Source organism: Erythrobacter litoralis, assembly GCF_001719165.1.
GTDB lineage: Bacteria > Pseudomonadota > Alphaproteobacteria > Sphingomonadales > Sphingomonadaceae > Erythrobacter > Erythrobacter litoralis.
The window spans coordinates 2,931,015-2,957,537 of record NZ_CP017057.1; the positions used below are offsets into that span (position 1 = coordinate 2,931,015).

27 protein-coding genes are annotated in these 26,523 nt (G+C 66.3%); 14 read left to right on the forward strand and 13 right to left on the reverse strand.

Annotated features, from left to right (window positions below; all coding sequences use genetic code 11):
- Positions 1–135: 135 nt before the first annotated feature.
- The 7 genes from Ga0102493_RS13940 to Ga0102493_RS13970 all read left to right on the forward strand — a co-directional run bounded on the left by Ga0102493_RS13940 (position 136) and on the right by Ga0102493_RS13970 (position 9,672).
- Positions 136–2,700 carry a TonB-dependent receptor gene (locus tag Ga0102493_RS13940; RefSeq protein WP_236922238.1) on the forward strand — a complete coding sequence of 855 codons (2,565 nt, stop codon included), beginning with the start codon at positions 136–138 and terminating at the stop codon, positions 2,698–2,700.
- Entirely contained in the window at positions 2,700–3,743 is a 1,044-nt protein-coding gene (locus tag Ga0102493_RS13945; RefSeq protein ID WP_034902067.1) for a VOC family protein, read from the forward strand. Before Ga0102493_RS13940 ends, Ga0102493_RS13945 begins: the two co-directional genes overlap by 1 nt.
- Positions 3,733–4,929: a serine hydrolase domain-containing protein gene (locus Ga0102493_RS13950; protein ID WP_051697735.1), complete on the forward strand. Its 1,197-nt coding sequence runs from the start codon at positions 3,733–3,735 to the stop codon at positions 4,927–4,929. The genes Ga0102493_RS13945 and Ga0102493_RS13950 overlap by 11 nt, the downstream gene beginning before the upstream one ends.
- Positions 4,930–6,228 carry an MFS transporter gene (locus Ga0102493_RS13955; RefSeq protein ID WP_051697737.1) on the forward strand — a complete coding sequence of 433 codons (1,299 nt, stop codon included), beginning with the start codon at positions 4,930–4,932 and terminating at the stop codon, positions 6,226–6,228.
- Entirely contained in the window at positions 6,228–7,790 is a 1,563-nt protein-coding gene (locus Ga0102493_RS13960) for an FAD-binding oxidoreductase (RefSeq protein WP_034902068.1), read from the forward strand. Before Ga0102493_RS13955 ends, Ga0102493_RS13960 begins: the two co-directional genes overlap by 1 nt.
- 98 nt (positions 7,791–7,888) lie before the next feature.
- A complete protein-coding gene (locus Ga0102493_RS13965) occupies positions 7,889–8,947 on the forward strand; it encodes a nitrilase-related carbon-nitrogen hydrolase (RefSeq protein ID WP_236922239.1) in 1,059 nt (352 codons plus the stop codon).
- Positions 8,947–9,672 (forward strand): DUF3108 domain-containing protein, encoded by a 726-nt coding sequence (locus tag Ga0102493_RS13970; protein ID WP_034902069.1) that lies wholly within the window; start codon positions 8,947–8,949, stop codon positions 9,670–9,672. The genes Ga0102493_RS13965 and Ga0102493_RS13970 overlap by 1 nt, the downstream gene beginning before the upstream one ends.
- Here Ga0102493_RS13970 and Ga0102493_RS13975 read toward each other — a convergent pair.
- The 9 genes from Ga0102493_RS13975 to Ga0102493_RS14015 are packed head-to-tail and all read right to left on the reverse strand — an operon-like array spanning position 9,669 to position 17,021.
- The gene (locus Ga0102493_RS13975; RefSeq protein ID WP_034902070.1) at positions 9,669–10,703 is read right to left on the reverse strand and encodes a zinc-dependent alcohol dehydrogenase family protein; all 1,035 of its coding nucleotides are present in this window, start codon (positions 10,701–10,703) and stop codon (positions 9,669–9,671) included. The genes Ga0102493_RS13970 and Ga0102493_RS13975 overlap by 4 nt on opposite strands.
- A gap of 1 nt (position 10,704) precedes the next feature.
- Positions 10,705–10,956, reverse strand: coding sequence for a hypothetical protein (locus tag Ga0102493_RS13980; RefSeq protein WP_034902071.1), 252 nt, complete (start codon positions 10,954–10,956; stop codon positions 10,705–10,707).
- Entirely contained in the window at positions 10,953–12,137 is a 1,185-nt protein-coding gene (locus tag Ga0102493_RS13985; RefSeq protein WP_051697741.1) for a class I SAM-dependent methyltransferase, read from the reverse strand. The genes Ga0102493_RS13980 and Ga0102493_RS13985 overlap by 4 nt, the downstream gene beginning before the upstream one ends.
- Positions 12,134–12,661, reverse strand: coding sequence for a DUF1330 domain-containing protein (locus Ga0102493_RS13990; RefSeq protein WP_034902072.1), 528 nt, complete (start codon positions 12,659–12,661; stop codon positions 12,134–12,136). Before Ga0102493_RS13990 ends, Ga0102493_RS13985 begins: the two co-directional genes overlap by 4 nt.
- Positions 12,658–13,119: a hypothetical protein gene (locus Ga0102493_RS13995; RefSeq protein WP_034902074.1), complete on the reverse strand. Its 462-nt coding sequence runs from the start codon at positions 13,117–13,119 to the stop codon at positions 12,658–12,660. Before Ga0102493_RS13995 ends, Ga0102493_RS13990 begins: the two co-directional genes overlap by 4 nt.
- Positions 13,119–14,552 (reverse strand): aldehyde dehydrogenase family protein, encoded by a 1,434-nt coding sequence (locus tag Ga0102493_RS14000; RefSeq protein ID WP_034902076.1) that lies wholly within the window; start codon positions 14,550–14,552, stop codon positions 13,119–13,121. The genes Ga0102493_RS13995 and Ga0102493_RS14000 overlap by 1 nt, the downstream gene beginning before the upstream one ends.
- The gene (locus Ga0102493_RS14005; protein ID WP_034902078.1) at positions 14,534–15,448 is read right to left on the reverse strand and encodes a polysaccharide deacetylase family protein; all 915 of its coding nucleotides are present in this window, start codon (positions 15,446–15,448) and stop codon (positions 14,534–14,536) included. Before Ga0102493_RS14005 ends, Ga0102493_RS14000 begins: the two co-directional genes overlap by 19 nt.
- The gene (locus Ga0102493_RS14010; protein ID WP_034902083.1) at positions 15,445–16,338 is read right to left on the reverse strand and encodes a polysaccharide deacetylase family protein; all 894 of its coding nucleotides are present in this window, start codon (positions 16,336–16,338) and stop codon (positions 15,445–15,447) included. Before Ga0102493_RS14010 ends, Ga0102493_RS14005 begins: the two co-directional genes overlap by 4 nt.
- Entirely contained in the window at positions 16,338–17,021 is a 684-nt protein-coding gene (locus Ga0102493_RS14015; protein WP_034902085.1) for an isochorismatase family protein, read from the reverse strand. The genes Ga0102493_RS14010 and Ga0102493_RS14015 overlap by 1 nt, the downstream gene beginning before the upstream one ends.
- A 189-nt stretch (positions 17,022–17,210) precedes the next feature.
- Between Ga0102493_RS14015 and Ga0102493_RS14020 the strand changes: the two genes are divergently transcribed.
- From Ga0102493_RS14020 to Ga0102493_RS14050, 7 genes are read left to right on the forward strand one after another with little or no spacing between them, the layout of a single operon-like run.
- Positions 17,211–18,593, forward strand: a complete 1,383-nt coding sequence (locus tag Ga0102493_RS14020; protein WP_051697744.1) for an alpha/beta fold hydrolase — start codon at positions 17,211–17,213, stop codon at positions 18,591–18,593.
- Positions 18,594–19,100, forward strand: coding sequence for a hypothetical protein (locus Ga0102493_RS14025; RefSeq protein WP_034902087.1), 507 nt, complete (start codon positions 18,594–18,596; stop codon positions 19,098–19,100).
- 8 nt (positions 19,101–19,108) lie between these two features.
- Complete coding sequence (locus Ga0102493_RS14030; protein WP_034902089.1) at positions 19,109–20,488, forward strand: 3-isopropylmalate dehydratase large subunit; 1,380 nt, start codon at positions 19,109–19,111, stop codon at positions 20,486–20,488.
- The gene (leuD, locus tag Ga0102493_RS14035) at positions 20,485–21,135 is read left to right on the forward strand and encodes a 3-isopropylmalate dehydratase small subunit (protein ID WP_034902090.1); all 651 of its coding nucleotides are present in this window, start codon (positions 20,485–20,487) and stop codon (positions 21,133–21,135) included. The genes Ga0102493_RS14030 and leuD overlap by 4 nt, the downstream gene beginning before the upstream one ends.
- Positions 21,132–22,052: a hydroxymethylglutaryl-CoA lyase gene (locus Ga0102493_RS14040; protein WP_034902092.1), complete on the forward strand. Its 921-nt coding sequence runs from the start codon at positions 21,132–21,134 to the stop codon at positions 22,050–22,052. Before leuD ends, Ga0102493_RS14040 begins: the two co-directional genes overlap by 4 nt.
- The gene (locus Ga0102493_RS14045) at positions 22,049–23,230 is read left to right on the forward strand and encodes a CaiB/BaiF CoA transferase family protein (RefSeq protein ID WP_034902094.1); all 1,182 of its coding nucleotides are present in this window, start codon (positions 22,049–22,051) and stop codon (positions 23,228–23,230) included. Before Ga0102493_RS14040 ends, Ga0102493_RS14045 begins: the two co-directional genes overlap by 4 nt.
- Positions 23,227–23,817 (forward strand): VOC family protein, encoded by a 591-nt coding sequence (locus Ga0102493_RS14050; RefSeq protein WP_081845571.1) that lies wholly within the window; start codon positions 23,227–23,229, stop codon positions 23,815–23,817. The genes Ga0102493_RS14045 and Ga0102493_RS14050 overlap by 4 nt, the downstream gene beginning before the upstream one ends.
- Here the strand turns inward: Ga0102493_RS14050 and Ga0102493_RS14055 are convergent.
- From Ga0102493_RS14055 to Ga0102493_RS14070, 4 genes are read right to left on the reverse strand one after another with little or no spacing between them, the layout of a single operon-like run.
- Positions 23,798–24,112: a DUF1330 domain-containing protein gene (locus tag Ga0102493_RS14055; protein ID WP_034902099.1), complete on the reverse strand. Its 315-nt coding sequence runs from the start codon at positions 24,110–24,112 to the stop codon at positions 23,798–23,800. The genes Ga0102493_RS14050 and Ga0102493_RS14055 overlap by 20 nt on opposite strands.
- An 11-nt stretch (positions 24,113–24,123) precedes the next feature.
- Positions 24,124–24,816, reverse strand: coding sequence for a hypothetical protein (locus Ga0102493_RS14060; protein WP_034902101.1), 693 nt, complete (start codon positions 24,814–24,816; stop codon positions 24,124–24,126).
- Between the two features lie 48 nt (positions 24,817–24,864).
- The gene (locus tag Ga0102493_RS14065; RefSeq protein WP_034902243.1) at positions 24,865–25,233 is read right to left on the reverse strand and encodes a hypothetical protein; all 369 of its coding nucleotides are present in this window, start codon (positions 25,231–25,233) and stop codon (positions 24,865–24,867) included.
- Positions 25,230–26,444, reverse strand: coding sequence for a class I SAM-dependent methyltransferase (locus tag Ga0102493_RS14070; protein ID WP_034902102.1), 1,215 nt, complete (start codon positions 26,442–26,444; stop codon positions 25,230–25,232). The genes Ga0102493_RS14065 and Ga0102493_RS14070 overlap by 4 nt, the downstream gene beginning before the upstream one ends.
- Positions 26,445–26,523 lie beyond the last annotated feature (79 nt).

The following is a 26,523-nucleotide window of genomic DNA, read 5'->3' on the forward strand; positions in this document are numbered from 1 at the left end:
CCGGACAATTTGCACTTCCGCGCTTGACAAGCAAGAGTTTGTCCGGACAACTTTCCCCCGCAGGTTGGGAACAACAGACTGGCGGGAGGCCGGCATCACCCTTTGCCCACGCCCTTGCCCACGGAGGAAATCCGCATGACTTCTCGCAACACGAAGAAGCTCGCGCTGCTCGGCATGACTTCATGTCTCGCCCTTGCCGCGTTTCCCGCCACCGCCCACGCGCAGGACCCGGACCAGGAGGTCGCCGAGGAAGAGCCCCAGCGCGGCGTGTCCTCGATCATCGTCACCGCCCAGCGCCGCGAGGAAAGCGTTCAGGACGTGCCGATCGCGATCTCGGCCTTCGATCAGCAGGAACTCCAGACCCGCGGCGCGTTCACCGCGCTCGACGTCGCGCAGTTCGTGCCCAACCTCGTCGGGCTCAACAACACCGGGATCGGCACCGCGAATTCCTATTACCTGCGCGGGATCGGCAATTCGGAAAGCATCGCGACCTTCGACCCGCCGATCGGCACCTATGTCGACGACATCTACCTCTCGCGCCAGAACGCCAACAACCTGTCGCTGTTCGATGTCGAGCGGATCGAGGTGCTGCGCGGGCCGCAGGGCACGCTGTTCGGACGCAACACGACGGGCGGCGCGATCAACGTCTTCCTTTCGGAGCCGGGCGACGAGATCGGCGGCTATGCCGAGATCGGATACGGCTCCTACGACATGAAACTGGGGCGCGCGTCGATCGACCTTCCCCTGTCGGACAGCTTTGCGGTCAAGGTGTCGGGTTACTGGCAGGACGACGATGGCTGGGCGATCAACAATCTCACCGGCGAACGCACCAATGAAAGCGACAGCTGGGGCGTGCGTCTTGGCATGCGCGGCGAATTGTCGGACAGCGTGCGCTGGACGGGGTCGTACATCCACACCGTCTCCGAGGCGGTAAACCTGCTCAATTTCGATTGCGACCCCACCAATCCGACCAATTGCGACGGACGCTTCACCGCGACCGGGCTGACGCAGGGCGGCAATTTCATCAGCCCCGCCTTCGGTCCGCTGGTCGCGGGCGACAAGGCCAATCAGGGGCTCGGCAACCGGGCGCGGATGGATTTCATCTCATCCAATCTCGAAGTCGAGCTGTCGCCCGACTGGACGGTCAATTTCATCACCGGCTTCGTCGATCTGGGGCAGCAATTCGCGCTCGATTTTGCCGATGGCCGCGCTTTGCCGACCGCCGCCAACCCGGTCCCGCCGGTTGTGGGATGGACCTATGGCGGCTTCAGCATCGTCAATGACGGCGACCACACCCAGTTCACGCAGGAAGTGAAGTTCACCGGCTCGATCGCCGACGGCCTGCTCGACGTGGTGGGCGGCGTGTTCTACTTCCACGAGGACAACACGACCGATGTCGCCGACATCTTCACGCTTCCCTTCGCGCCGCCGCCTGACGGTTTCCCGTTCCTGCTGGCCGATCGCACACTCACCAACACGGCGGAAGCCTGGGCGGGCTATCTCCAGGCCGACCTCAACATCACCGACCAGCTGACGCTGACGGCGGGCGTCCGCTACACCGACGAGACCAAGACGTTCTCGATCCGCGACAATCGCGGCCGCGTGGGCGCGAGCAATCTGTGCATCGCGGCCAACCAGTTCGGCCCCACGCCCTGCATCGAGGACGCCAATCTCGTCGCGGGCAACGGGACGCCGATCCCGACCGAGCAATCGGTCGACCTGTGGACCCCGCGCTTTGCCATCAATTACGCGCCGACCGACGAGATCCTGCTCTTCGCGAGCGCGACGCGCGGCTTCAAGTCGGGCGGCTGGAACGCGCGCGGCACGACGCCGAGCCTGCTTTTCCCGTTCGGCCCGGAAACCGCGTGGAGCTATGAAGCGGGCGCCAAGACCGAATTGTTCGACAATCTCGTGCGCTTCAACGTCACGGGCTTCTGGCTCGACGTGGCGGACCTGCAGACCCCGTCGGCCTTCGTCGCGCCAGACGGGTCGCTGACCTTCATCACCCGCAACTTCGCCGATTATGAAAACAAGGGCGTCGAGGTCGAGATCACCACGGTGCCTGTCGAAGGGCTCAACCTGTTCGCCGCGATCGGGTACCAGGACGATGAATACAACATCGATCCCAATGCCGCCGCGCTCGACGAATTCGGCGTGCAATCGGTCGCCGCGCAGCAGCAGGACTGCCTTGCCCAGCTCGCCGCCGGACTGCTGCCCAATGTCGGCGGCGGCGCGGACGAGGCGGGCGCGTGCGGGGTCGGCATCGTCTCGCCCGACGGTTCGATCTCGACCCCGGTCCGCACGCCGGACTGGACGGTCTCGATCGGCGGCAGCTACGAAATCGGCCTCGGCAGCGATTTCTCGCTGATCCCGGCGGTCAACGCCAACTGGCGCAGCGACAGCGAAGTCGGGACGAGCGAGGTGACCTTCTTCGACGAACCGGTGACGGGCAATTCGGGCACGGTCTATCCGACCAACACGCTCGGCCTCGGCGATCCGATCGACCCGGCGACCGGATCGTTCAGCCCGGCGCGCTGGATCGTCAACGGCACGCTCACGCTGCGCAGCGTTGCCGGCTGGGCGCTGGTCGCGGAATGCCGCAACTGTTTCGACGAGGAAGCGGTCGAAAGCAGCCTTGCGAACTACGCCTATCTCAACCCTCCGCGCACCTGGATGGTCAGGGCCAGGTACGATTTCTGATGCTTCGACAAACGGCGGCGGCGGCGGTCCTTGCCGTCGCCGCCGCATTTCTCCCTTTCCCGCCGCTCGCCGCCCAGCCCGCTGCCGATGACGGCGTGGGCCCGTGGAGCGAGGCTATCGTCAGCGTCACCGACCTCGATGAAAGCGCGGGCTGGCTGGTCGATCACGGCGGCTGGCGCGAAGTGGCGCGCGGCCCGCTCGACCCCTCCGAAATCGCATACTGGAACCTCCCCGAAAGCGTTTCCGGCGCCTTCCTGAAAATCTGCGCGCCCGGGGCCGAGGAAGGCTGCATCCGCTATGTCCGCTTCGACGGCGCCGGCGACCGGCGCCCGATCCGCCTTGCCGCGCGGCCATGGGATACCGGCGGCATCTTCTCGATCATGCTGCGGACCGAGGACGCGCAGGAAGCCTTCGACGCGGCGATCGCGCGCGGATGGTGGGCGGAAAGCCAGCCCTATGCCTTCACGTTCGGGGATTCGGATCTCGTCAATGTCGTGGTGCGCGGCCCGCACGGCGTGGGCTATGCGCTCTACGAACGCAAGGCGCCGCCTTTCGATGCCTTCCCGGTCGGCCCACTGAGCCGGGCTTTCAACGCCATGCGCATGGTCAGGGACCAGCCGGCGAGTGTTTCCTTCTACCGCGACCTGCTCGGTTTCGGCGTGCTGTTCGATGCGCCCTTCACCGATCCCGAGCCGCGGGCGAACAATTTCTCCGTCCCCGCCAATCTCGCGACCTCGCTGGTGCGCCGTGCCGCCGCGCTTCAACCGGTCCAGCCGGGCGAGACGGGGCGCGTGGAAGTGATGGAATTCGAGGGCTTTTCAGGCCGCGACTTTTCGCAGCACGCCTCGCCGCCCAATCTCGGCATCGTCTCGCTGCGCTATCCGGTGGCGGATCTCGGCACCTATCTCGAGGCACTGGCCGCGCGCGGGCTGGAACCCGAACTTGAACGCAAGGCCGTGGCGATCGCGGGCATCGGGACCGTGGCGATCGCCGCCTTCCGCGATCCCGACGGCAATCTGACCGAATTCTACGATGCGCCCTAGCCTCGTCGCCCTTTCGCTCGCGGTTCTCGCCGTGCCGCTCGCGGCCGAAGACGATCCGCTGTTCGAGAGGCGCTGGCAAAGCGTGCTTGCCGGCGGATACGAACCGCTCACCATCCCCGTCGACTGGTACGATCCGGTGGCCGAGGTCGAGGGCGCGCCCAGCCCAGTCGCGACCGTGACACCGCAGGAGGCCGGCATCGCCCCGACCGCGCTCGCGGCGGCGGCGGTCTGGGCCGAGGCGCAGAATTCGACCGCGCTGCTGGTGGCGCGCGACGGGAATCTGGTGTTCGAACGCTATTGGCAGGGCTCGGGCCGCGACACGCGTTTCAACCCGCAGAGCATGTCCAAGACCGTGCTCGCACTCCTCATGGGCATCGCGATCGAGCGCGGCGAGGTAACCTCGGTCGACGATCCGGTCTCGGATTACCTCACCGAATGGGCGGGCGAGAAGCGCGGCGCGATCACGCTCAGGCAGATGCTGCACATGGCCTCGGGGCTCGAACAGGGCGACGACGGCTATGGCTATGAGGTCACCCCCGAAAACCCGGTGGTGCGCCACAGCCTGGGGAGCGATTACACCCGGCTGCCGCTTTCGCTGGAGCCGGTGGCCGCGCCGGGCGAGACCTTCGATTACAACAACAACGTCAACCAGCTGCTCGGCATCGTGCTCGAACGCGCGGGCGGCGCGGATTACGAGGCGCTGCTTTCCGAACGGTTATGGAAGCCGCTCGGTCTTGCCGATGCCGCCATGCCGCTGGACCGCGAAGGCGGAATGGCCATCACGAGCTGCTGCATCCTCTCGCGCGCGGTCGACTGGCTCAGGATCGGGGAATTGTTCGTGAACCGCGGCCGGCATGACGGCAAGCAGGTCGTGCCGGAGGACTGGATCGAGGAAATGCTCGAACCCTCGCCCGGCTATCCCGGATACGGCTACCAGGTGTGGACCGGCAATCAGCAGATCGGCGGCGAACGCCCGCCGCGCGTCCCGCTGGTGCCGTGGCAGAGCGAGGCGTTCGCAGCCGAGCGGGTCGTGCTTCTCCACGGCCATGGCGGCCAGCGCGTCTATGCCATGCCGGACAAGCGGCTGGTCATTGTGCGAGCAGCGCGCCAATGGCCCGAAAGCTGGGACGACGCGCTGCTGCCAAACGTGATATGGCGGGGCACGTCCGCCAAGGGAGAGACCTGAGTGAGTTCCAGCCCCGCGCCAGACGCCGCCACAAGCGGCGAGTTCTCGAAAGGCTGGACGGTCCTTTTCGCCGGCGTGATCGGGGTGATGTGCGGCGCATCGCCCATCCCCTACAACGTGATAGGTTTCACCGCCGAGCCGCTCAAGGCCGAATTCGGCTGGAGCCAGACGCAGGTTCTCGTGCCGATCACCCTGTTCGGCGTCATCGCGAGCTTCCTTGCCCCTGTCTTCGGCTGGATGGCGGATCGTTACGGGGTAAGGCCCGTCGCGCTGTGGTCACTGGCCGCCTTCGCGTTCGCCTTCGCCGCGATTGCGCTGACCCCGACCGCGAACGAGCCGGAAACGCTCTACATCTATTACGGCTTCTGGGTCGTGGTCGGGCTGGTCGGGATCGGATCGACCCCGGTGACGTGGAGCCGCGCGATCAACCTGTGGTTCTTCAAGCATCGCGGGCTCGCGCTCGGCATCTTGTTGGTGGGGACCAGCATTGCGGCGATGGTCGTACCGAAATTCGCGGTCTTCGTGATCGAGACCTATGGCTGGCGCTCGATGTTCGCGGCCGTCGCCCTGTTCCCCGCGGTCGCGCTGGTTGTCGCCTTCTTCCTGTTCCGCGAACCGCGCCCCGAGGAACGGCCCAGCGCGATCGAGAGCGCGAGCGGGCGGCTGACCGGGGTGACGCTGGGATCGGCGCTCACCAATTACCGCTTCTGGGTGATCTGGGTTTCGATCGGGCTGATCGCGGCGGCGTTCGGCGGGGCCTTCATCAACATGCCGACAATGCTGCGCCTGCGCGGTGTCGAGGCGCAGACAGCCGCGACCGTGATGGGCATTCTCGGCATCGGCATCTTCGTCGGCCGTCTGGCGACGGGCGCGCTGCTCGACCGGTTCTGGCAGGGCTTCGTCGCCTTCCCGCTCCTTTGCCTGCCGGCGATTTCGGCGTGGCTGCTGCTCGGCGACAGCCTTGCCTTTCCGGCTGCGGCGCTGGCCGGTTTCCTGCTCGGTTTCGCGGCCGGGGCGGAAAGCGATCTCATCGCCTACCTGACGGGGCGCTATTTCGGGATGGCGAATTACGGCAAGATCTACGGGATGCTCTACATGCCCTTCGGCCTGTTCAGCGCCGCCTCGCCCGTGATCTACGCGCAGGTCTATGACCGCACGGGAAGCTACGACCCGATCCTCGAGATCTCGATCTTCATGTTCATCGCCGGCGGCGCGCTGCTGCTGCTGCTCGGGCGCTATCCGACCGATTTTCCCGAAGCCGAAGACGACACCCCCGGAGCCACTATGGAGCCCGCCTGATGGCAACGCTCGCCTCAGACAATCCGCTCGCCCCGGTCCGCAAGGCGGTCGGCGACGAGGCGCTGCTGACCGATAGAGAAAGCCTCGCGCTCTACAGCCATGACGTGCTGTCGAAGGGCGCCGAACCGCTCGCCGTGTTCCGCCCCGAAAGCGTCGATCAGCTCGCCGCCGGGATCGGTGCGGCGACGGCGGCGGGCATCGCGATCGTCCCGCGCGGGGGCGGCATGAGCTATACCAGCGGATACCTCTACAAAGGCGGGCCGTTCCTGCTGGTCGACACCGCCTCGCTCGACCGCGTGATCGAGGTGAACGAGACCGACATGACCGTAACGGTCGAGGCCGGGATCAGCTGGGACGCGCTCCACCGCACCCTCGCACCCAAGGGCCTGCGCGTCCTTGCATGGGGCACGCTGTCGGGCATCCGCGCCAGCGTCGGCGGGGGGATGAGCCAGAACGGCGTGTTCTGGGGCGCAAGGAACGGGACCGCGGTGGACAGCGCGGTGAGCTTCGACGTGGTGCTGGCGGACGGGACGGTGCTTTCGACGGGCTCCGATTTCTTCCGCCCCTATGGCCCCGACCTCACCAGCCTGTTCGCCGCCGATTGCGGCGCCTTCGGGGTCAAGGCGCGCGTGACCTTGAAACTGGTGCGCGAGGCGAACGCGTTCGCCTATGGCTCGTTCAGCTTCGCCGACCACGCTGCGCTGCTCGGCGCGATGAGCGAGATCGCGCGGGCCGAACTCGCAAGCGAAAGCTTCGCCTTCGATCCCTTCCTCCAGGCCCAGCGGATGAAGCGCGACACGCTCACCAAGGACGCGAAACAGCTCGGCAACATGATGATGTCGCAGGCGAAATCGGGCGGGGTGCTGAAGGCCCTGAAGGAAGGCGCGAAGGTCGCGCTGGCGGGGCGCTCCTTCCTCGACGACGTGCCTTTCAGCCTCCACTGCATCGCCGAAGGGCGGCACCAGCCGGGCGTCGATGCCGACATGAAGCGCATCACCGAAATCGTGCGCGACCAGGGCGGCGAGCCGGTCGAGAACTCGATACCCAAGATCCTGCGCGCCAATCCCTTCCCCCCGCCCAATTCCATGCTCGGCCCCGAAGGCGAGCGCTGGGTTCCGGTCCACGGCTTCCTGCCGCATTCGAAACTGGTCGCGGCGTGGGAGCGGTTGCAGGACCTGTGGGCGGCGAATGCGGGCGAGATGGAACGGCTCGGCGTCGAGACCGGCGCGCTGATCGCGGCGACGGGGCGCACCTCCTGCCTGATCGAACCGGTGTTCTTCTGGCCGGGCGAGCACAATCCGCTTCACCGCCACGCGGTCGAGCCGGACCACCTCGCCAAACTCAGCCCCGCGCCGCACAGTCCGGAGGCGAACGCGCTGGTCGACAGGCTCAAGGGCGAAGTGATCGCGATCTTCCGCGAAATGGGCGCGATCCACCTGCAGGTGGCGCGGACCTATCCGCTCAAGGCGAGCCATTCGCCAGAAGGCTGGGCGATCCTCGAGGCGCTGAAGCAGCAGGTCGATCCCAGGGGCATGATGAACCCGGGTTCGCTCGAACTTTAGGAATGGGGCCCGACCTCGACCGCAGGCGGGCATTGGCCGCAGGATTGTGCGCAGGCGTGGCAGCGGCCATGCCGTTCGGGGCAGCAGAAGGACACGAAGTGACTGAGACCGGCACCTATACGGCCATGGCGATGCAATTGACCGCGCGCTCGCTCGAACGGCTCGGCAGCGACGATGCGCGCGCCGCGATCCTCGACCATATCGCCGAGATCGAGGGGCAGATCAGGACCAGCGCTATCTTCGTCGCGGGCTATGCCGGAAAGCCGGTGAAGCTGGTCGTGCTGCCCGAATATCTCTTCACCTCCTATCCGGTTCGGATTTCCATCCCCGATTTCGCGGCCAAGGTCGGCTTTGCCGCAGGTGGCCCCGAATACGAGGCGCTGGGCGGCGTGGCGGAGCGGCTCGGCGTCTTCCTTGCGGGCAATTCCTACGAGACCGACGAGGCTTTCCCGGATTTCTATTTCCAGACCTCGTTCATCGTCGCCCCCAATGGCGAGGTGGTGCTGCGCTATCGCCGCCTGCTCTCGATGTTCGCGCCCAGCCCGCACGACGTATGGGAGGCCTATCTCGACAAGTATGGATTGGAGGGCGTTTTCCCCGTCGCCCGCACCGAGATCGGCAACCTTGCCGCCATCGCGTCGGAGGAAATCCTCTATCCCGAAATCGCCCGCGCGCTCGCCCTGCGCGGGGCGGAAGTGTTCTGCCATTGCTCGTCGGAAATCGGCTCCCCGCTCGCGACCAACAAGGACATCGCCAAACGGGCGCGCGCCTTCGAGAACCTCGCTTTTGTCGTCAGCGCCAACACGGCGGGAATTTCGGGCACGGCGATGCCGCTGTCGAGCGCTGAAGGGAACAGCCAGGTGGTCGACTGGAAGGGCCGCGTGGTCGCGCAATCGGGCGACGGGGAAACCTTCACCGCCTTCGCGCCGATCGACCTCGGTTCCCTGCGAGATGCCCGCCGCACGCCCGCGATGACGAATTACCTCGCCCGCCAGCGCCCCGCGCTCTTCGCCGCCGCCTACGCCGCCGCCGCCGAACCCTTTCAGGGGCCGGACGGCATGATCGAGGACGGCAAACCGGCGATCCCGAACCGCGACTATTTCGCCCGCGCGCAGGAAGAGGTGATCGAGCGGCTGATGAAGGCAGGAGTGATTTGATGAAGCACAGGAACGTTCGCGGGCGGATCAGCTACACCTCGACCAAGCCCGAATGGCAGGGCAAGGAACGCGGGCGCGAATGGTTCAATTTCTCGCACCATTCGGACGGCTCGATCATCATGAGCGCGCAATGCGAGATCGAGGAGCCCGATCCCACGGTCCTGCGCAACATCACCTATCATATCGGCCCCGGCATGGTGCCGCAGAACCTGCTGGTGCACCTGACGCTGGGCGATGAATTCCTCGGCTCGGGCTGGATGCGGCACGATGCGCAGGCGGGCACGATTTCCTGCGAAAGCTACGGCCCTTCGATCGGGCGCAATTCGGAAGTGCGCGAGGATGTGGGCGAATTCGACGGCTTCGGCACGCACCCGGTCGTGGGCGACGGGTTCCTGACCAAGATCATGGATGTCTCGAAAGGCCCCCACAAGCGCCGCTTGCGCGTCTTTCTCCCCTCACCCGACCATCGCGGGGCGACCCCGCCGCAGATTTCCGAGGTGTTCATCACGCTCGAATATGTCGGCGAGGAGGAGAAGACCGTCGCCGCCGGGACCTTCGCCTGCCGCCATTTCCGCTTCATCGACGATGCGCCCGACGGAATGGGCGGCAAAACCCACCCCGATTACGACATGTGGGTCACCGCGGACGAGGACAACGTGCTCGTCTACGGCTCGATCGACGGTTACATGATGAACCGTTATGAACTGGTCGAGCTGGAGCGTTAGACCCGCACCATGACCTTGCCCATGTGAGCGCCCGCTTCGAGGTGGCGATAGGCGGCGGGCGCGTCCTCGAACGCGAAATCGGCATCCACCAGCGTTTCGACGCCGTGTTCGGCCATGGCCGCAAGCGCCGCCTCGAACATGCCGCGATGGCCGCTGGTGATGCCCTTGATCGTGATGTTCTTTCCCAGAATCGGCCCTTGCGCGAAATCGGCCTTGTCCTGCGGCGATCCCGACAATGCGCCCAATGTCCCGATCCGCCCCTCGGGCGCGGTCGCGGCAAGCGTCTGTTCGAACGCGCCGAAGCCGAGCGTGTCGACCACGATATCCGCCCCGCGCCCGCCGGTCGCCTCGGTCAGCGCCGCGCCCCAATCGGGCCTCTCGCGGTAATTGACGGTGTAATCCGCGCCCATTTCGCGCGCGCGGGCGAGCTTGTCGTCGCTCGACGAGGTGATTGCGAATTCGGCCCCCAGCGCCTTTGCCAGCTGGAGCGCGAAGACCGCGACCCCGCCCGTGCCCTGCGCGAGGACGAGCTTGCCCGTTAGGTCGGCTGACCCGGCGTTCCCGAAGGCGATCATCGCGTGCCACACGGTCCCCGCGACCACCGCAAGCGTCGCGGCGGTCGTGTCGGACACGGCATCGGGCAGCTTCACCATCGCCTTGGCCGGGAGGACGATTTTTTCCGCGAGCCAGCCGTCCATCGTCACGCCGATATCGCGCCCGAAGATGTGGAAGCCGAAACCCGTTTCGGGATCCCAGTCGACGAAATTCGCCGCGACGACCCGGTCGCCGGGCGCGAAGCCCTCGACGCCTTCGCCGAGCGCCTCGACCACGCCGACCCCGTCGGTCAGGGGAATGCGCGTTTCGGGCAGGTCGGAGCCATAGTGTCCGCGCAGGATCATCAGGTCGCGGTAATTGAGCCCGGCGGCGGTCACGCGGACCAGCAGCTCGCCCGGCCCGGCGACCGGATCGGCGCGGTCGACCATTCGCAGACTGCCGACGCCTCCACGCGGTCCGATTTCCCAGGCCTTCATCTCAAGCGCCCCGGATCGGCGCGAAGACGCGGTCGATGAATTCCTTCGCCTTCGCGTCTCGATCCACCGTCTCGCCCGATTTCGCTTCCTCGAGCGCGAGCAGGCGTTCCTCCTGCACCCAGACCTCCTGCGCGAGGTTCATCACCACCGCGACGAAGCGGTCCATCGCCGGATCGGCGAAGAAGCGCGGGTTGCCGTGCTCGTCATAAAGGCTCGGCGGGGCATCCTCGGGGCGGAGTTGTTCGTCGCTCACTTCTTGAACGCTCCGAAACCGTACCACATCACCCCTTCGGCAAGCCGCCCGGTGGTCTGCTGGCCGACGCCCTCCGCGCGGTCGCCCTTCGCCGCATCGGTGACCGCCTGTTCGCCATAGATGCCGATCGAGGGCACGACGAATTCGAAGAAGTCCTCCTCGCCGAACCCGGCGCGGGTGCACAAGTCGCGCGGGACCTCGTCGCGGTAGCCCTTGTAATAGGGCTCGTTGTTGTAATAGCTGTCCCAGTCGAGATAGAATCCCTCGAACGCGCCCATCTGTTCGTTCGGCGGCAATTCCATGTGGATCATCAGTCCGCCGGGCCTGAGCACGCGATAGGCTTCGTCAAAGCACTTTGCGCGGCTCTTCTTCGACAATTCGTGCAGGAACATGCTTGACCACACCACGTCGAAGCTTTCGTCCTCGAAAGCGAGATCGTCGGCGCACATCTGCTGGAAATGCACTTCCTGGCCCTGCATCCTGGCCCGCGCTGAACCATAGGCGAGCGGGCCGGGCGCGGCGTCGATCGCGATCACTTGCGCCTCGGGATAGGCCTGTTTCCACGGCAGGGTGTTGTGGCCGATCGTGCAGCCGGTATCGAGGATGCGCGAGGGCGCGAAATCGGGAAAGCGCTGCTGCACATACCGGCTCATCGAAAGGCCGATATCGTCGAGATTGGCCCCCATCAGCCCCATCGAGAACACGGCAAGCCCGCGGTCGTATACCGCGCCCGCCTCTAGGCTGTCCTCGCCCCGGACATAGCTTCCCGGCATGAGGTGGACGTCGATCGCGTGGACGTTCCTGGGAACCTCGAGCGTGGGATCGAGCGTGAGCGAGCCCGGCCCCTCTGCCTTGCGCGCCTCCTCGGCGAGCCGCTCCGCCTCGCGCTCGACGCTGTCGGCGACGCTTGCCCAGACCATCTTCTGCGCCTGCACCCGCATAGCCGAATAGATGTTGAAGGCCGGATCGCCGCGCAGCGCCTCGTGCGCCTCACGGCTGGTTTCGGGATCGCGCCCGTGCGCCTTTCGGAACGCGGGGGCGGCGCGGCGTTCATAGGCCGCGCCCATGTCGGCGGCGAGGTCGTTCAATATGAGGCTGCGCATCCCCGACACGAAGCGCCCGCGCGCGATCTCGTCCGGCGTCGATTGCGCCTTCATCGGGTGCTGGAGTTCGACACTCATTCGCTGTCTCCTCTTGCTTCCGGCCCGACCACGGGCTCATCCACCTGCTCGATTTCGGCGCCCGAGAAATCGGCGGTGAAACGGTTGTCGCCCACGCGTCCTACCATATCCTCGCGCAGCGGCGCCTCGGCATAGATGGTGACGGTGTAATCGCCCGCCGGGGGATCCTGTCGGATCGGCAGGATATCCTCGCGATAGGCGCGGCTGTTCCAGAAGGCCCGCGCATTCTCGATGCAGGGAAAGCGCACGGTCAGATTGACGTAGTCCGGCGCGACCTCGCCCTCGAACACCTCCAGCGGGCGCGGCACGGTGACGTAATAGCCGCCGAGCTGTTCGTAGAGCCGGCTTTCGGCAATCGCACGGCCATAGGCGATCATGCGTGTCCGATCGAGCGTGCGGCCTTCGACCACCATGTAGACGGGCGCATCGCATGTCGATGCGGGCGGAGGCGGGGCAGCGCCCGCATCGACGCCCGCCTCGACCGGGGCGGATTGCAGGATGAGAAGGAAGGCGGCGGCGATCATGGGGCGGGGATCCTTTCCTCGTCGCACAGCGTGCGTTTCCACGGGGCGCCATCGCGGAACCATTGCCAGGTCCGCGCGCGGCTCTGTCCGTCCGGGGCGATGTTGATCATCTCGACATAACAGGCGCCCGGCACGTCCAGCCGGTCGAGCTTCAGCATCAGCGTGTCCTCGTCCGTCTGCCAGCCATGGCCCGAGAACCGGTCGGTCGCCCAGAACAATCGTTCGCCCTCCAGCCTGCCGCCGAATTCGTAGGTCGCCTGGCGCCCGTCCTCCCAGCTCAGCCAGTTGTGCTGGATGTAATGCCACTCGCCCGCATCGGGGAATTCGCAATGGGTCTTCACCTTGTGAGCGTCGATCAAGGCGCCGTCGGCGTCGTAATGGCGATACCAGCCGTCCCACCACCCTTCGTGGAGCATCATTGCGGGCATCGCCGCTTCGAGCGCCGCGCGGTTGCCCATCAGCCTTCCCCGCGCTCCGCATAGGCATCGATCGGCAGGGGATCGCCCATCTGGCGGATCAGCGCCCGTTCGCGCAGGAAGCGCAGCATGCCGGTGTCGCCCATGCGGCTCGGGCCGAGGCCGGAACACCCGCGCGACTGGTTGGTGGCATCGCCGACAAAGCTCGTCATCGCCCCGTCCTGAAGCGAGATCGCACCCGCATCGAGCCGCACGCCCACCGCCGTCGCCTCGTCGAGCGAACCCGCCAGCACCGCCGCCGAAAGGCCGTATTCGGTGTCGTTCGCCTGCGCGATCGCGTCCTCAATATCGTCATAGATCGTCACCGGGATCACCGGGCCGAACGTTTCCTCGCGCATGACCGTCATCTGCGGCGTGACATCGGCGAGCACGGTCGGGCGCAGATACTTGCCGCCGCCCAGCACCTCGACCTCGCCGCCGGTCAGCACCCGCGCGCCGTGATTGCGCGCATCGTCGATATGGGCCTGCACCTTGTCCGCCTGCGCGGCGAAGATGAAGGGGCCGAGATGGCCCTTCGCGGCATCGGGCCAGGTCAGTTCGACCCGTTCCGCCGCGGCGACCAGCGCTTTCAGGAAAGGTTCGGCGATTTCGCGGGCTACATAGACCCGCTCGATCGACTGGCAGGCCTGTCCTGTCGCGACGACGCTTGCCCGCAAAGCCACGCCTGCCGCCCAGTCCGGCTCGGCACTGGCGGTGATGATCATCGGGTCCTTGCCGCCGAGTTCGAGATTGGCCGGGATCAGCGCGCGCGCCGCGGCCTCGGCGACCTTGCGCCCGGTCGCGGTCGATCCGGTGAAGCAGACATAGTCCACCTCCTCGATCAATGCCTGCCCCACATCGGCTGCGCCCATGACATAGGCGAGCGGCAATTCGGGCACTTCGGCAAGGACCTTGCGCATCGGCTCGACAAAGCGCGGCGTAACCTCGGACGGTTTCACCAGCGCGGCGCAGCCCGCCATCAGAGCGGGCACGGCGTCGATATGGCTGAGGATCACCGGGAAATTCCACGGGGCGATCGCGCCGAACAGCGGGAAGGCGGAGTAATTGGTGACGATCTCCACGCCGGGGGTGGCCGAAGGATGCGCCTCGACATCGAGCCGGTCGAACAGCTCCGGCCCGCGCTGCGCCCAGCGGCGGATGTTCCCGGCACAGCCCTGCACCTCGATCATCGAGACAGTCCCGCGCCCGGTATCGACGGCGAGCGCGCCCGCGATTTCGGCGGCATGCGCGTCGATCGCATCGGCAAAGCGGGTGAGCACCACCGCGCGCCCGGCGGGGCCGATCGTATCCCATTCGCCCTGCGCCTCGCGCAGCCGGGCGGCGGTCGCGGCGATTTCCTCGCGCGAGCTTTCGAGGAAGTCGTAATCCTCCTCGCCGGTGCGCGGATTGCGGGCCTTCATTGCTGCTGCTCCCATGCCGACACGATATCCTCGCCCCGCGCAAACCATGCTTCTTCGCGTCCCGTCAGGTCGGCAAGCAGGCTTTCGAACGCATGGATGCGATAGGGCAGGCCCATGATGTAGGGCGTGAGGTGGATCGGCAGCATCCGCCCGCCGCCTTTCTCCTTCGCTTCCCGCGCGAGCCAGTCGAAGGCGTCGCGCATGCTTTCACCCCAGCTGTCGGCGCTTTTCTGCTGGACGGTGACGATCTGGCGGTCGGACAGTTCGTGGTTCAGCGGCAGGTCGATGAGGCCATTGGAAAAGCGATAGGGCATTTCGTCATTCACCCAATCGCAGCAATAGGTCAGCCCCTCGGCCTTGAGGATGTCGAGCGTATGGAAGCTCTGCTGGCGCGCAATGGAAAGCCAGCCCTTTGGCCTCGCACCGGTCGCTGTCTCCAGCCGCGTCATCGCATCGCCGATCAGCTCGCGCTCGGCCTTGTCGCCGAGACTCGCATCGATCGTGCCGTTCATGTCGGTCGAATGAGCGATGATCTCGTGCCCGCCGGCCTGCACCGCCTCGATGAGTTCGGGATAGCGTTCGGCAATCGCGGCATTGGTCGCGAAGCTCGCCTTCACGCCCGTTGTCTCGAACGCCTCGAGCATCCGCCATGCGCCCACGCGGTTGCCGTAATCGCGCGCGGTGTAGTGGCGGTAATCGGGATAGGGGGTGACCATGTGGCCGGGCGCCTTGAACGGGCCGCCGGGGACAATCGGAAACCATTCGAGACTGACGCAAAGCCACACCGCGACCGAGCCTTTGGGCCATTTGACCGGCGGGCGTTCATGCAGGTTCGACCATTCGTAAAGGTCGTGGTCATAGCCCTCGCGGCGCTTCGGGTATTGGGTGTAGCTTTCGGGCAAGGTGCTCATTGCTGGGCCCTCCCCATTTGTTCACGCCACGCATCGACGATCTCGCCCGCGGTGGCGAGCCATGCGCGGCCGTCCTTCGCGATGTGTTCCAGTGCCTCCTCGAACGGGCCGATCCGGTGCGGCTGGCCGATCAGGTAGGCGTGTAGCGGAATGCACATGACGGTGCCCGAATTCGCGCCTTCCTCCGCCAGCCTTTCGTACTGCTTGACCAGCGTCTCGGCATATTCGCGTCCGCTCATGTTGTAGACGAAGAAGCCGTAATGGTCGTTGACCTCGAGGCTGTAGGGGATCGAGGCCAAGAGGCCTTCAGCCACCTTCACCTCCTGCACCTGATCGTCGTGATAAAGGTCGCAGGTATAGTCGAATTCGTATTCGGCGAGTAGGTCGAGCGTGCGCGGCGTATGCGTCAGCGCCGGCGCGAGCCAGCCGCGGATGCGCTGGCCGGTCGCGGCCTCGACCGTCGCAATCGAATCCTCGATGATCGCGCGCTCCTGTTCCTCGGTCATGTCGTAGGAATAGCGCGTGTTGTAGATGCCGTGGCTGAAGAACTCCCAGCCGCGGGAGACTGCGTCGGCGACCACTTCAGGGTGATGCTGACACAAGGCGACCGAAAGGCTGACCGAGCCGGGAAAGCCGTGGCGGGTCATCACCTCGGCCATGCGCCAGTGGCTCACGCGGTTGGAATGGTCGCGGTGGGAATAGCCGACGACGCTGGGGGCAGGATGCGGCCAGGGATTGCGCTTGGGATGGATCGGCGGGTCGATCTCGTAATATTCGAGATTGGGCGCGACCCATACGGCGCAGGTCTTGCCGCCCGGCCACTCGATCTTGGGGCGGCCCTTGTTGGGGTGGTAATCGTAGAGCCCGGGATCGGGCGCGCCTTCCTGCATCAGCGCGCCTCCAGCCAGTCGATCACCGCCTGCACGGGCTCGACATCGGCGTATTTCAACTGGAGGTCGGTGAGATTGGCGAAGTGATAGCTTTCGTGCTTGTCGGCGCAGGTCTCGATCGGAACGATGGTTCGATATCCGTGGGAGAGCGCATCGACCGCGGTCGCCCGAACGCAGCCCGACGTGCTGCCGCCCGTCACCACTACGGTATCGACCTTGTGCCAGACGAGATAGCTGGCGAGCGGGGTTTCGAAGAACGCGCTCGGCATGCGCTTGGTATATTGCAGGTCGTGCCCGTCGATCTCGCAGCGCGGGTCGAACTGGTGGCGTTCGCTTTCGTACTTGATGTTCTGCAAGGAATCCTCGGTATCGGTGCGCGTGCCCCACACGCCCGCATCGCCCGCGTCCGCCTTGTAGGCGACGCGGCTCCAGATCACCGGCATGCCCTTTTCGCGGGCAAGGCGGCTGATCGTGTTGATGTATTCGATCTGATCGGGATCGGTCTCGTAGGCGGTCTTGAACAGGTCGGTGCGGGTATAGGCCTGCTGCACGTCGACATTGACGATGGCGAGCTTCTCTCCGAAGCCGAATTTCTTGCGCGCGGGGTTCGCCATCACCTCTTCGAAGATCGCGCGCGCCGTGCGCCCGTCCTCGACCATCTTGGTTCCCACGAGTTCCGTCATGAAGCTCCCCTCTGCGGTCAGTGCCTTGTCGGCGCGATAGGCGCGTATCCGACACGCGAACGAGGCTCGCCACGAACGTGTCCGACTGGCGGTTTTTACGCTTTGACAGCGCACAATAAAGCCGCGTAAGGCCATGTCGAGTGAAATTTGTCCGGACAACTTGAGCCCGCGAGCCGCGAGAGGGATTCCTTGCCCAGTCAGATCACCCGCCAGATCACCCGCCAGATCACCCGTCACGTCCTCACCATTCCTGCGCGCGGACCGAAACCGGCGCGAAAGGTGCATTATCGCCGCTGCGGCAGCGGCCCGGCGCTGCTGATGGTCCACCAGAGCCCGCGCTCATCGGCCGAATACGCCGAACTGATGCGCGAATGGGGCGCGCATTTCACCTGCATCGCGCCCGACACGCCCGGCTTCGGCCAGTCCGATCCGCTCCCCGGTAACCCCGAAATCGGCGACTTCGCCGATGCGATCATGGAGTTCGCCGACGCGCTCGGCATCGCGCCCTGCCCCGCTTACGGCTTCCATTCGGGCGGCATCATCCTCGTCACCGCGATCAAGCGCAGGCCGCAGGCGTTCCGCTGTCTCGCGGTCGGCGGCTATGCCATCTGGACGCCGGAGGAAATGCGCATCTTCGGGGAAAGCTACCTGCCCGAATTCGTGCCGCAACCCTATGGCGAACACCTGGCCTGGATCTGGAACCGCATTCTCGAACAGAGCTGGGTCTTCCCGTGGTTCGACACGCGCGAGGAAGCGCGCCTGCCGATCGCCCATGCCGATGTCGCGCAGGTGGCGCAGACGGTTTCGGAAATGCTCGACGCGGGCGAACATTACCGCGCGGGCTATGGCGCGGTGCTGCGCGCGCCGCGCGACATTCCGCCCGCAGGGGAAGACGTGCCGCCCTGCCTCATCAGCGCCTATGGCGGCGACCCGCTCCAGGCGCATATCGACCGGCTGGGCGAAATGCCCGCGAGCTGGAGCGCGCGGAAGGTCGCGACGCCGAAGGAACACCAGGACACGAGCCTCGCCTTCCTTCAGGAGCATGTCGGCGATGCACCCTGCGGCGCCCTGCCCGAGGACGCGGACGAAGGCTGGCTTCATCTGGATGACGGCCTCATCCACTGGAAAGGCAAGCGCGGCGGGCGGCTCCAGCTCCACGCTCCGGCGCGCGAACTGGCCGATCCGGGCGAAGGCGCGCTCGCCATCGATGTGCCCGGCCACGGCCAGTCGAGCGATTTCGCCGACATGCGCGCCGCCGTCAAAGCCGCCGCCGACGCGCTCGGCGCGCAGGGGATCGACTGGCCCGCACCGCCGCCGGGCGACCCCGAAGCCCTCTATCCCGACATGACGCCCGACCGGTTCGGCCTCTATCTCCAGCGGGCATGGCAGACCGCGCGGGCAGAGGCCTTTTTCGAACCATGGTACGAAGCGAATGCGACCCACGCGGTCCCGCTCAGCCCCGAAGCCATCGCCACCCCGGCGGTCCACGCCCGCTCCCTCGCCCGGGTCAGGGCCGGGGATGCCGCGCGCCGCTGGCACGACACACTTGCCCAAATCCAAGGAGAGACGTGAATGATCGACATGGCCAAGGAAATGCCGCTCCTCGCCCGCCACGAAGGGGTGTGGGACGGGACCTACACCTATTTCAACGCCGACAACGAAAAGGTGGACGAACACGCCAGCCGCCTGCTGTGCCGCATGACGGGCGACGACGAGATCCCCTATCACCAGACCAATTACTACACCTGGCCCGACGGCAGGACCGAAGTGCGCGATTTCCCCGCGTCCTATCGCGACGGGCGCATCTGGTGGGACAACGAACTGATCCAGGGCTGGGCCGCCGAAGTGCCGCTGGATGATAAGAACCGCACGATGATGCTCTACTGGCAGCGCACCGGCGATCCCTCGCTCTACCTTTACGAGCAGATCCAGATCAGCGACGACGGCAAGAATCGCTGCCGCACCTGGCACTGGATCCGCGACGGAAAGCTGGAGACGCGCACCGCGATCCAGGAGCATTTCGTGACGAAGGACTGGAAGACAATTGACGAGGAAATGAAGGCGAAACACGGCGCCTGAGGACAGTCATGGGACGCACCCTGTTCGATCACGTCTGGGACACGCATTTCGTCGCCGACACGGCGGGCGGAGCGGCGCTGGTCGCGATCGACCGGGTGTTCCTGCACGAACGCACCGGGGCCGCCGCGCTCGCCCGCATGGCCGAGATGGGGCGCACCGTGCGCGACCCCGCGCGGGTCTTCGCCGTGATGGACCACATCGTCGACACCCGCCCCGGGCGCGGCGACGGCACGCTGATGCCGGGCGGCGAGGGCTTCATCACCGAAACCCGCGCCGCCTGCCGCGCGGCTGGCATCACCCTGTTCGACGTCAATGACAGCGCGCAGGGCATCGTCCACGTGATCTCGCCCGAACAGGGGATCGTCCTGCCCGGCCTGACGCTCGTCGCGCCCGACAGCCACACCTGCACGCAAGGAGCCTTCGGCGCGCTGGCGTGGGGCATCGGATCGAGCGAGGCAGAACACGCGATGGTGACGGGCACGCTCCGCCTCGAAAAGCCGAAGACCATGCGCGTGACCTTCAAGGGCGCGCTTGCGCCCGGCGTGACGGCGAAGGACATGATCCTGACGTTGATCGCCCGCCACGGCGCGGGCGGGGGCGCGGGCCATGTCGTCGAATTCGCCGGGGAAGCGGTCGCCGCGCTCGACATGGAAGCGCGCATGACCCTGTGCAACATGGCGACCGAATTCAGCGCGATGACCGGCCTGATCGCGCCGGACGAGACGACTTTCGAATATCTCGCGGGGCGGCCCTATGCGCCGGACAATTTCGACGATCCCTATTGGCAGACGCTCCGCTCGGACGAGGACGCGACCTTCGACCGCGAGATCGTGATCGAGGCCGCCGACATCGCCCCGATGGTGAGCTGGGGGACGAGCCCCGAACATACCATCCCCGTCACCGCCGCCGTCCCGCAGGGCCCGGCGCGCGCGCATGATTATATCGGCCTTGAAGCGGGCAGAGCGCTCGCCGGGACGCCGGTGGATGCCGCCTTCATCGGCAGCTGCACCAATGCGCGCCTCAGCGACCTCAGGCGGGCCGCCGCCATCCTGAAGGGCCGCCATATCGCCCCCTCGATCAGGAAGGCGCTGGTCGTCCCCGGCTCGCTTTCGGTCAAGCGCGCGGCCGAGGCGGAGGGGCTCGACGCGATCTTCGCCGCGGCCGGGTTCGAATGGCGCATGAGCGGGTGTTCGCTGTGCTTCTATGCCGGCGGCGAGGGTTTCCCCGAAGGATCGCGCGTGATTTCAAGCACCAATCGCAATTTCGAAGGGCGTCAGGGCCCCGGCATCCGCACCCACATCGCCTCGCCCGAAACCGTCGCGGCGAGCGCGATTGCGGGCGTCATTGCGGACCCGCGCGAATATGCGCGCGCGAAGGAACCGGCATGACCGCCTTCCCCCAACCGCTGACGGGCATTGCCGCGCCGCTCCATCTCGACAGGCTCGCCGACAACCCCAATCACGTCGGCGGGCTCGCCGACAATGTCGACACCGACGCGGTCATTCCCAGCCGCGAAATGCGCTCGACCGGGCGCACCGGGCTGGCGGACGGGCTGTTCGCGCCGTGGCGTTACAGCGATGCCGATGCGCGCACGCCCGATCCCGATTTCGTCCTCAACCGCCCCGAATATTGCAACGCGACCATCCTCGTCGCAGGCAGCAATTTCGGCTGCGGGTCGAGCCGCGAACACGCGGTCTGGGCGCTTGCCGAATACGGTTTTCGCGCGGTTCTGGCCGAAAGCTTCGCGCCGATATTTCGCGGCAATTGCATCCGCAATTTCGTCCTCCCCGTCGCCCTCCCGCGCGAGGTGCTGGAGAGCATCGCGGGCCAAGTGGTCGAAATCGATCTCGCCGCGCAGGAAGTGCGCTGCCGGGGCGAGGTCCACCCCTTCGAGATCGACCCGGAAGCGAAGCGGATGCTGGCCGATGGGCTGGACGCGATCGACCTCACGCTGACGCAGGGCGCGGCGATAGATGCATGGACCGGGGCCGACCGCAAGGCGCGCCCGTGGGTATACCTGGAGAGAACGCAATGACCGACATCCTCGTATCCGAGGTCGGCCCGCGCGACGGGCTGCAATCGATCGACCGGGTGATGCCCCTGGAAGCCAAGAAACGCTGGATCGCGGCCGAAGCGGCGGCGGGCGTGAAGGAGATCGAGGTCGGCAGCTTCGTGCCGCCCAAGCTGCTCCCGCAGATGGCCGACACCGCCGAACTGGTCGCCTTTGCACGCGGCATCGAGGGGCTGAACGTCGTCGCGCTCGTCCCCAACGCCAAAGGTGCGAGCCGCGCCGCCGAGGCAGGGGTGCACGCCATGTCCATCCCCTTCTCGATGAGCGAGACGCACTCGATCAAGAACGTGCGCAAGGACCATCCCGCCATGATCGCGGAGATCGCGGCGGCGTCCGCCATCGCGCGCGAACATGACATCCATTTCGCGGTCGGCCTGTCCACCGCATTCGGCTGCACGATGGAGGGCGCGGTTGCCGAGGATCAGGTCGTGCGCCTCGCCGAAAAGGCGGTGGAAGCGGGGGCCGAGGAACTCTCCCTGTCCGACACGACCGGCTATGCCGACCCGGCGCAGGTCCGCAGGCTCACCCGCAAGGTGCGCGCGGCGGTGGGCGCGGACAGGCTGACAACGCTCCACCTCCACAACACCCGCGGGCTTGGCCTCGCGAACGTGGTGGCCGGGCTGGAGGAAGGGATCACCACCTTCGATGCCTCATTGGGCGGGCTCGGCGGCTGCCCGTTTGCGCCCGGTGCGAGCGGGAATCTCGTGACCGAGGACCTCGTCCTGATGCTCAATGCGATGGGGCTGAAGACCGGGATCGACCTCGAAAAACTGCTGGAGGTGCGCAGAATCGTCGAAGAGGCGCTGCCGGGCGAGCCGCTCTACGGCTTCACCCCCGATGCCGGGCCGATGCTCGATTACAAGCAGAGGGCCGCGGCATGAGCGCTCCCCAGCCGCTGAAGGGCATCAAGGTCGTCGAATTCACCCACATGGTGATGGGGCCGACGGTGGGGCACATCCTCGCAGGCCTCGGCGCCGAGATCGTGCGGATCGAGCCGATCGGAGGCGACCGCACGCGGCGGCTGAAGGGTTCGGGCGCGGGCTATTTCCCGATGTACAACCGGGGCAAGGCCTCGATCTGCCTCGACCTCAAGAGCGAGGAGGGCATCGCGGTGGCGAAGGACCTCGTCGCGGGGGCGGACGTGCTGGTCGAGAACTTCCGCCCCGGCGCGCTCGACCGGCTGGGCCTCGATTACGAAAGCTGCGCAAAGGCCAATCCGCGCCTGATCTATGCTTCCGAAAAGGGCTTCCTCCCCGGACCCTACGAACAGCGCACGGCGCTGGACGAGGTCGCGCAAATGATGGGCGGGCTCGCCTACATGACCGGCCCTCCCGGAAAGCCGCTGCGCGCCGGGGCGAGCGTGATCGACGTCACCGGCGGAATGTTCGGCGTCATCGGCATTCTCGCCGCATTGGAGGAACGCCACCGCACCGGACGCGGGCAGAAAGTCACCGCGAGCCTGTTCGAGACGACGATCTACCTCGTCGGCCAGCACATGGCGCAGTATGCCGTGACCGGCACGCCCGCCGCGCCCATGCCCGCGCGCGTTTCCGCCTGGGCGATCTACGACGTGTTCGAGACGAAGGACGAGCCCGTCTTCATCGGCGTCGTCACCGATGCGCTGTGGGAGAAGTTCTGCAAGCTGTTCGGCCTCGACGAATTGTGGGCGGACGAAAGCTTGCGCGAAAACAACGCGCGGGTCGATGCGCGCGACCGCATCCTGCCCGTCATCCGCGAGTTGGTCGCGACGATGACGCGCGAAGAGGTGATCGCGAAGCTCGACGGATCGGGCCTGCCCTTCGCGCCGATCGGCAAGCCTCAGGACATGTTCGACGATCCGCACCTTGCCCAAGGGGGCCTCGAGGACGTGACGCTCGACAACGGGACCGAGGTCCGCCTGCCGACCATCCCGCTCGAGATGGACGGCAAGAGGATCGGCGCCCCGCAGCACCTGCCCAAACCGGGGCGCGACGCGCGCGAGGTGCTGGCAGGCCTCGGCTATGACGAGGACAGGATCGCCGCGCTGATCGCGGGCGGCGCAGTGGGAGAGAGCGCATGAGGATGGTGGTGCTGGGCTGTGCCACGCTGCTGGCGGGATGCAGCGTCAATATCGGCAACGAAACGCCGCCGCCAGCCAGCGCCCCGCGCGCCGCCGGGGTGGAGGCTCCGCAAGAGCGCCTGCCGACCGATGTGCGCCGTGCGACGATCATCGTGCGCGACATGGAGAAATCGCTTCGCCTCTATCGCGACGTGATCGGGCTCGAGGTCAATTACGACACCACCGTCACCACCAGCGGCGTCGCCCTGCCCGCAGGTGAGCCGGGGGCGACCGCTCGGCTCGTCCTGCTGAACGCCAATGACCCGTGGGTCGGCTGGATCGGCCTGATGGAATGGACCAGCCCCCCCATCCCGGCGGACGATTACCCCAAGCGCATGGGGCCGGGCGATGTCGTGCTGGTGCTCAACACCGACGATGTCGAGGGGCGCTGCGCCGCGGCCAAGGACGTTCCCGGCGTCACCTTCACCGCCGAACCGCGCCTGCAGGTCTATCCGGGCCGCGACGGGGGTGCGGAGATCCGGGTGATGGGGTGCAATTTCTTCGACCCGGACGGCATCCTGATCGAGCTCAATCAGATACTGGACTGATATCCGGCCCGTCGATCAGCAGCACCTGCACGTCGGCGAGGCCCTCGCGCAGCTTCTTCGCCTCGGCGTATTCGGGCGAATTCCAGAACCGCCTGGCTGCCTCGCGATCGGGCCATTTCGAGATGACCATGCTCGCGCCCTCTCCGAAATCGCCCTCGAGGCATTCGGCGCCCGGCCCGCGCAGCAAATATTCACCGCCGAACTGCCCGATCAGCTCGGCCGCGCGCGCGCCATAGCCCGAGACGAAGGCCTCGCGGTCGCGGATCGAGGCGGTGACGATCATGTAGGCGGGCATTGCTCTCTCCTTCAGAAGGGCTTCACGGCCCCGAGGAAACACACCGAGGCGATGGTGATCCAGTAGACATAGGCCGACCACCGCGCGAGGCCGATCTCCTGCGCCAGCGCGGCCTCCTGCGCCGCGTCCGGACCGGCGGCGAGCACCCGGAACCTTTCGGTCCAGCGCCGCATGACAAGCCGCAGGAACAGCCCGATGACGAGCGCGAAGGCATAAAGCGCCATCTTAGCCGGATACCAGTCATTGCCCTCGCCCGACTGGATCGGCCCGGTCCCGGCAAAGGCCATCGCGGCGAAGATGAACAGGGCGGCGATCAGCGGGTAGCGCAGCAATTCCTCGGCGCGGGTGACCTTGATGCCGATATCGGTCTCGCGCTTGATGAAGGCGGTCCAGGTCATCGCCAGCCAGACGGCGAAGAACAGCCACATGAGCCACACGCCCGCCCCTTCGAGCAGCGGCACGAAGCCGTAGATCTTGCCCATGTGCAGCCCCAGCGGGAGCAGCAGGACGATGCCGGTGCGCGCGAGGATGTCGATGCGATAGGCGGTTTCCATGTGCCGCCGCCGCTCTTCCAGCGAAAGCGCGGGATTGGTGACGTGATAGCTCGTCTGGAACACGCCCCATTCCCCGCCCAGCCAGTAGACCATGGCGAGGATGTGGATCCACCTGAGGATGGACAGCTCATTGAGATACAGGAATTCCATGTCCCCCTCCCCAGGTGAACGATGAAAGAGCGGCCGGGCCGCGGGGGACTATTCGCGCGAAAGCTTCTCCACGATGTCCATGATCGGCGGGTCTGAGGCTTCCATCGCCTCGACCTCCTGCTGGAAACCGCGCATGATCCGCGCGACATAGGCGCGCGTTGCAAGGCCGCGCTCTTCGGCGGCGGTGCGGTCGGGCTCGTAGCGTTCGATGTCCGCGCGGCTGATCGTGCCCTTTTCATCGAGCAGGCGTTCGACCGTATCCTGCCTCTCGCGCAGGGCGGATACCTCTGCGGCGAGCGCGAAGACGGTGGAATAGAGCCGGTCGAGCGCGGGGTCGTCGAAATATTCGGGCCGCTTGCCCCTGGCCTTGCGCCCCGATGCCGCGACCCAGTCGAACGGCTCGCCGTCCTCGCTCACGCGGCCTGCTCCTGCGCGATCGGTTTCCACGCGCCATAGGCGTTCCAGATCGCGGCGCGGCCGAAATCCTCTTCCCCGTCATCGGGCGAGGGCGGGAAGATTTCCGGATCGACCACCGCGCGCACCCCGGCGGTGAATTGCGCATCGCGCGGGAAGCCGGCCTTCGCCATGACCTCCTTCAGATCCTGCCCGTGCATGGCGGACCAGAACGGCTCGTTGTTGTTGAAGGCGTCCCAGTCGCGCATGAACTGTTCGAACAGCGGCATGTCATCGGAATATTGCGGCTGCTCGATATGCAGGATCAGCCCGCCGGGCGCGAGCACGCGGTTCGCCTCTTCCATGATGCGCGGCATGGCCTTGGCCGAAAGCTCGTGCAGGAACATCGTCGTCTGGACCCAGTCGAAATGCCCGTCGGCCCAGCGCGACAGGTCCTCCCCCGAAGCCTGGACGAAACGGATGTTCTTCACCCCCAGCGCCGCCGCGCGCGCCGCGCCATAGCGCAAGCTCGCCGCCGCGGTGTCGATCGCGATGACTTCCGCCTCGGGGAAGGCCTGCGCGATCGGCACGGCATTGTGGCCGATCGTGCAGCCGATATCGAGAATGCGGCGCGGCTTCCAATCGGGCCGCTCGGCCTTGACCCAGTCGACCACGGCCTGACCGCCGCCATCGTTGAGCCCGCCCAATGCGCCGCCGACAGTCGCGAACAGGCCGACATCGTAATTCGCGCCGACCGCGACATCGCCCGCGCGCTCCCCGCCGTGATAGCCGCCGGGCTGGCAGTGGATGTCGACCGCGGTCTGGTAAGAGGGCTGCTCCACGCTCGCATCGAGTTCGAGCATCCCGGAATGTTCGTTGTACTGCCGCGCCATGGCATCGAGTTCGTCGAGCTGGCGCAGCACCACCTGCCGCCCGAAATGCTGGCGCATCTCCATCGAATTGCGCTTCAGCGCCGACCACATCCGGTGCCACTGATCCCGGTTCATGGCATCGCGGATTTCATAGCGATGGTCCGGATCGCGCCCGTGTTCGGCGCGAAAGGCGGGCAGGACGCGCTTTTCATAGGCGAGCTTGTTGCCGCTTCCGATGCTGCCCGAAAGGTAGCGATTGAAATGGGTGAGGAAATTGAACCGCGCCGCCTCGTCATGGGTCGTGCGCGGCATCATCTCGTGCCGGGTGAGCGCGGTATACGGGGGAGGAAGATCGCTGGCCATGATGTCACCCTTTGAATTTGTCCGGACAAATTTCGCCCGAAGCGCTGGCTTTGTCAATGATCGCCTGTCCGATGCCCGT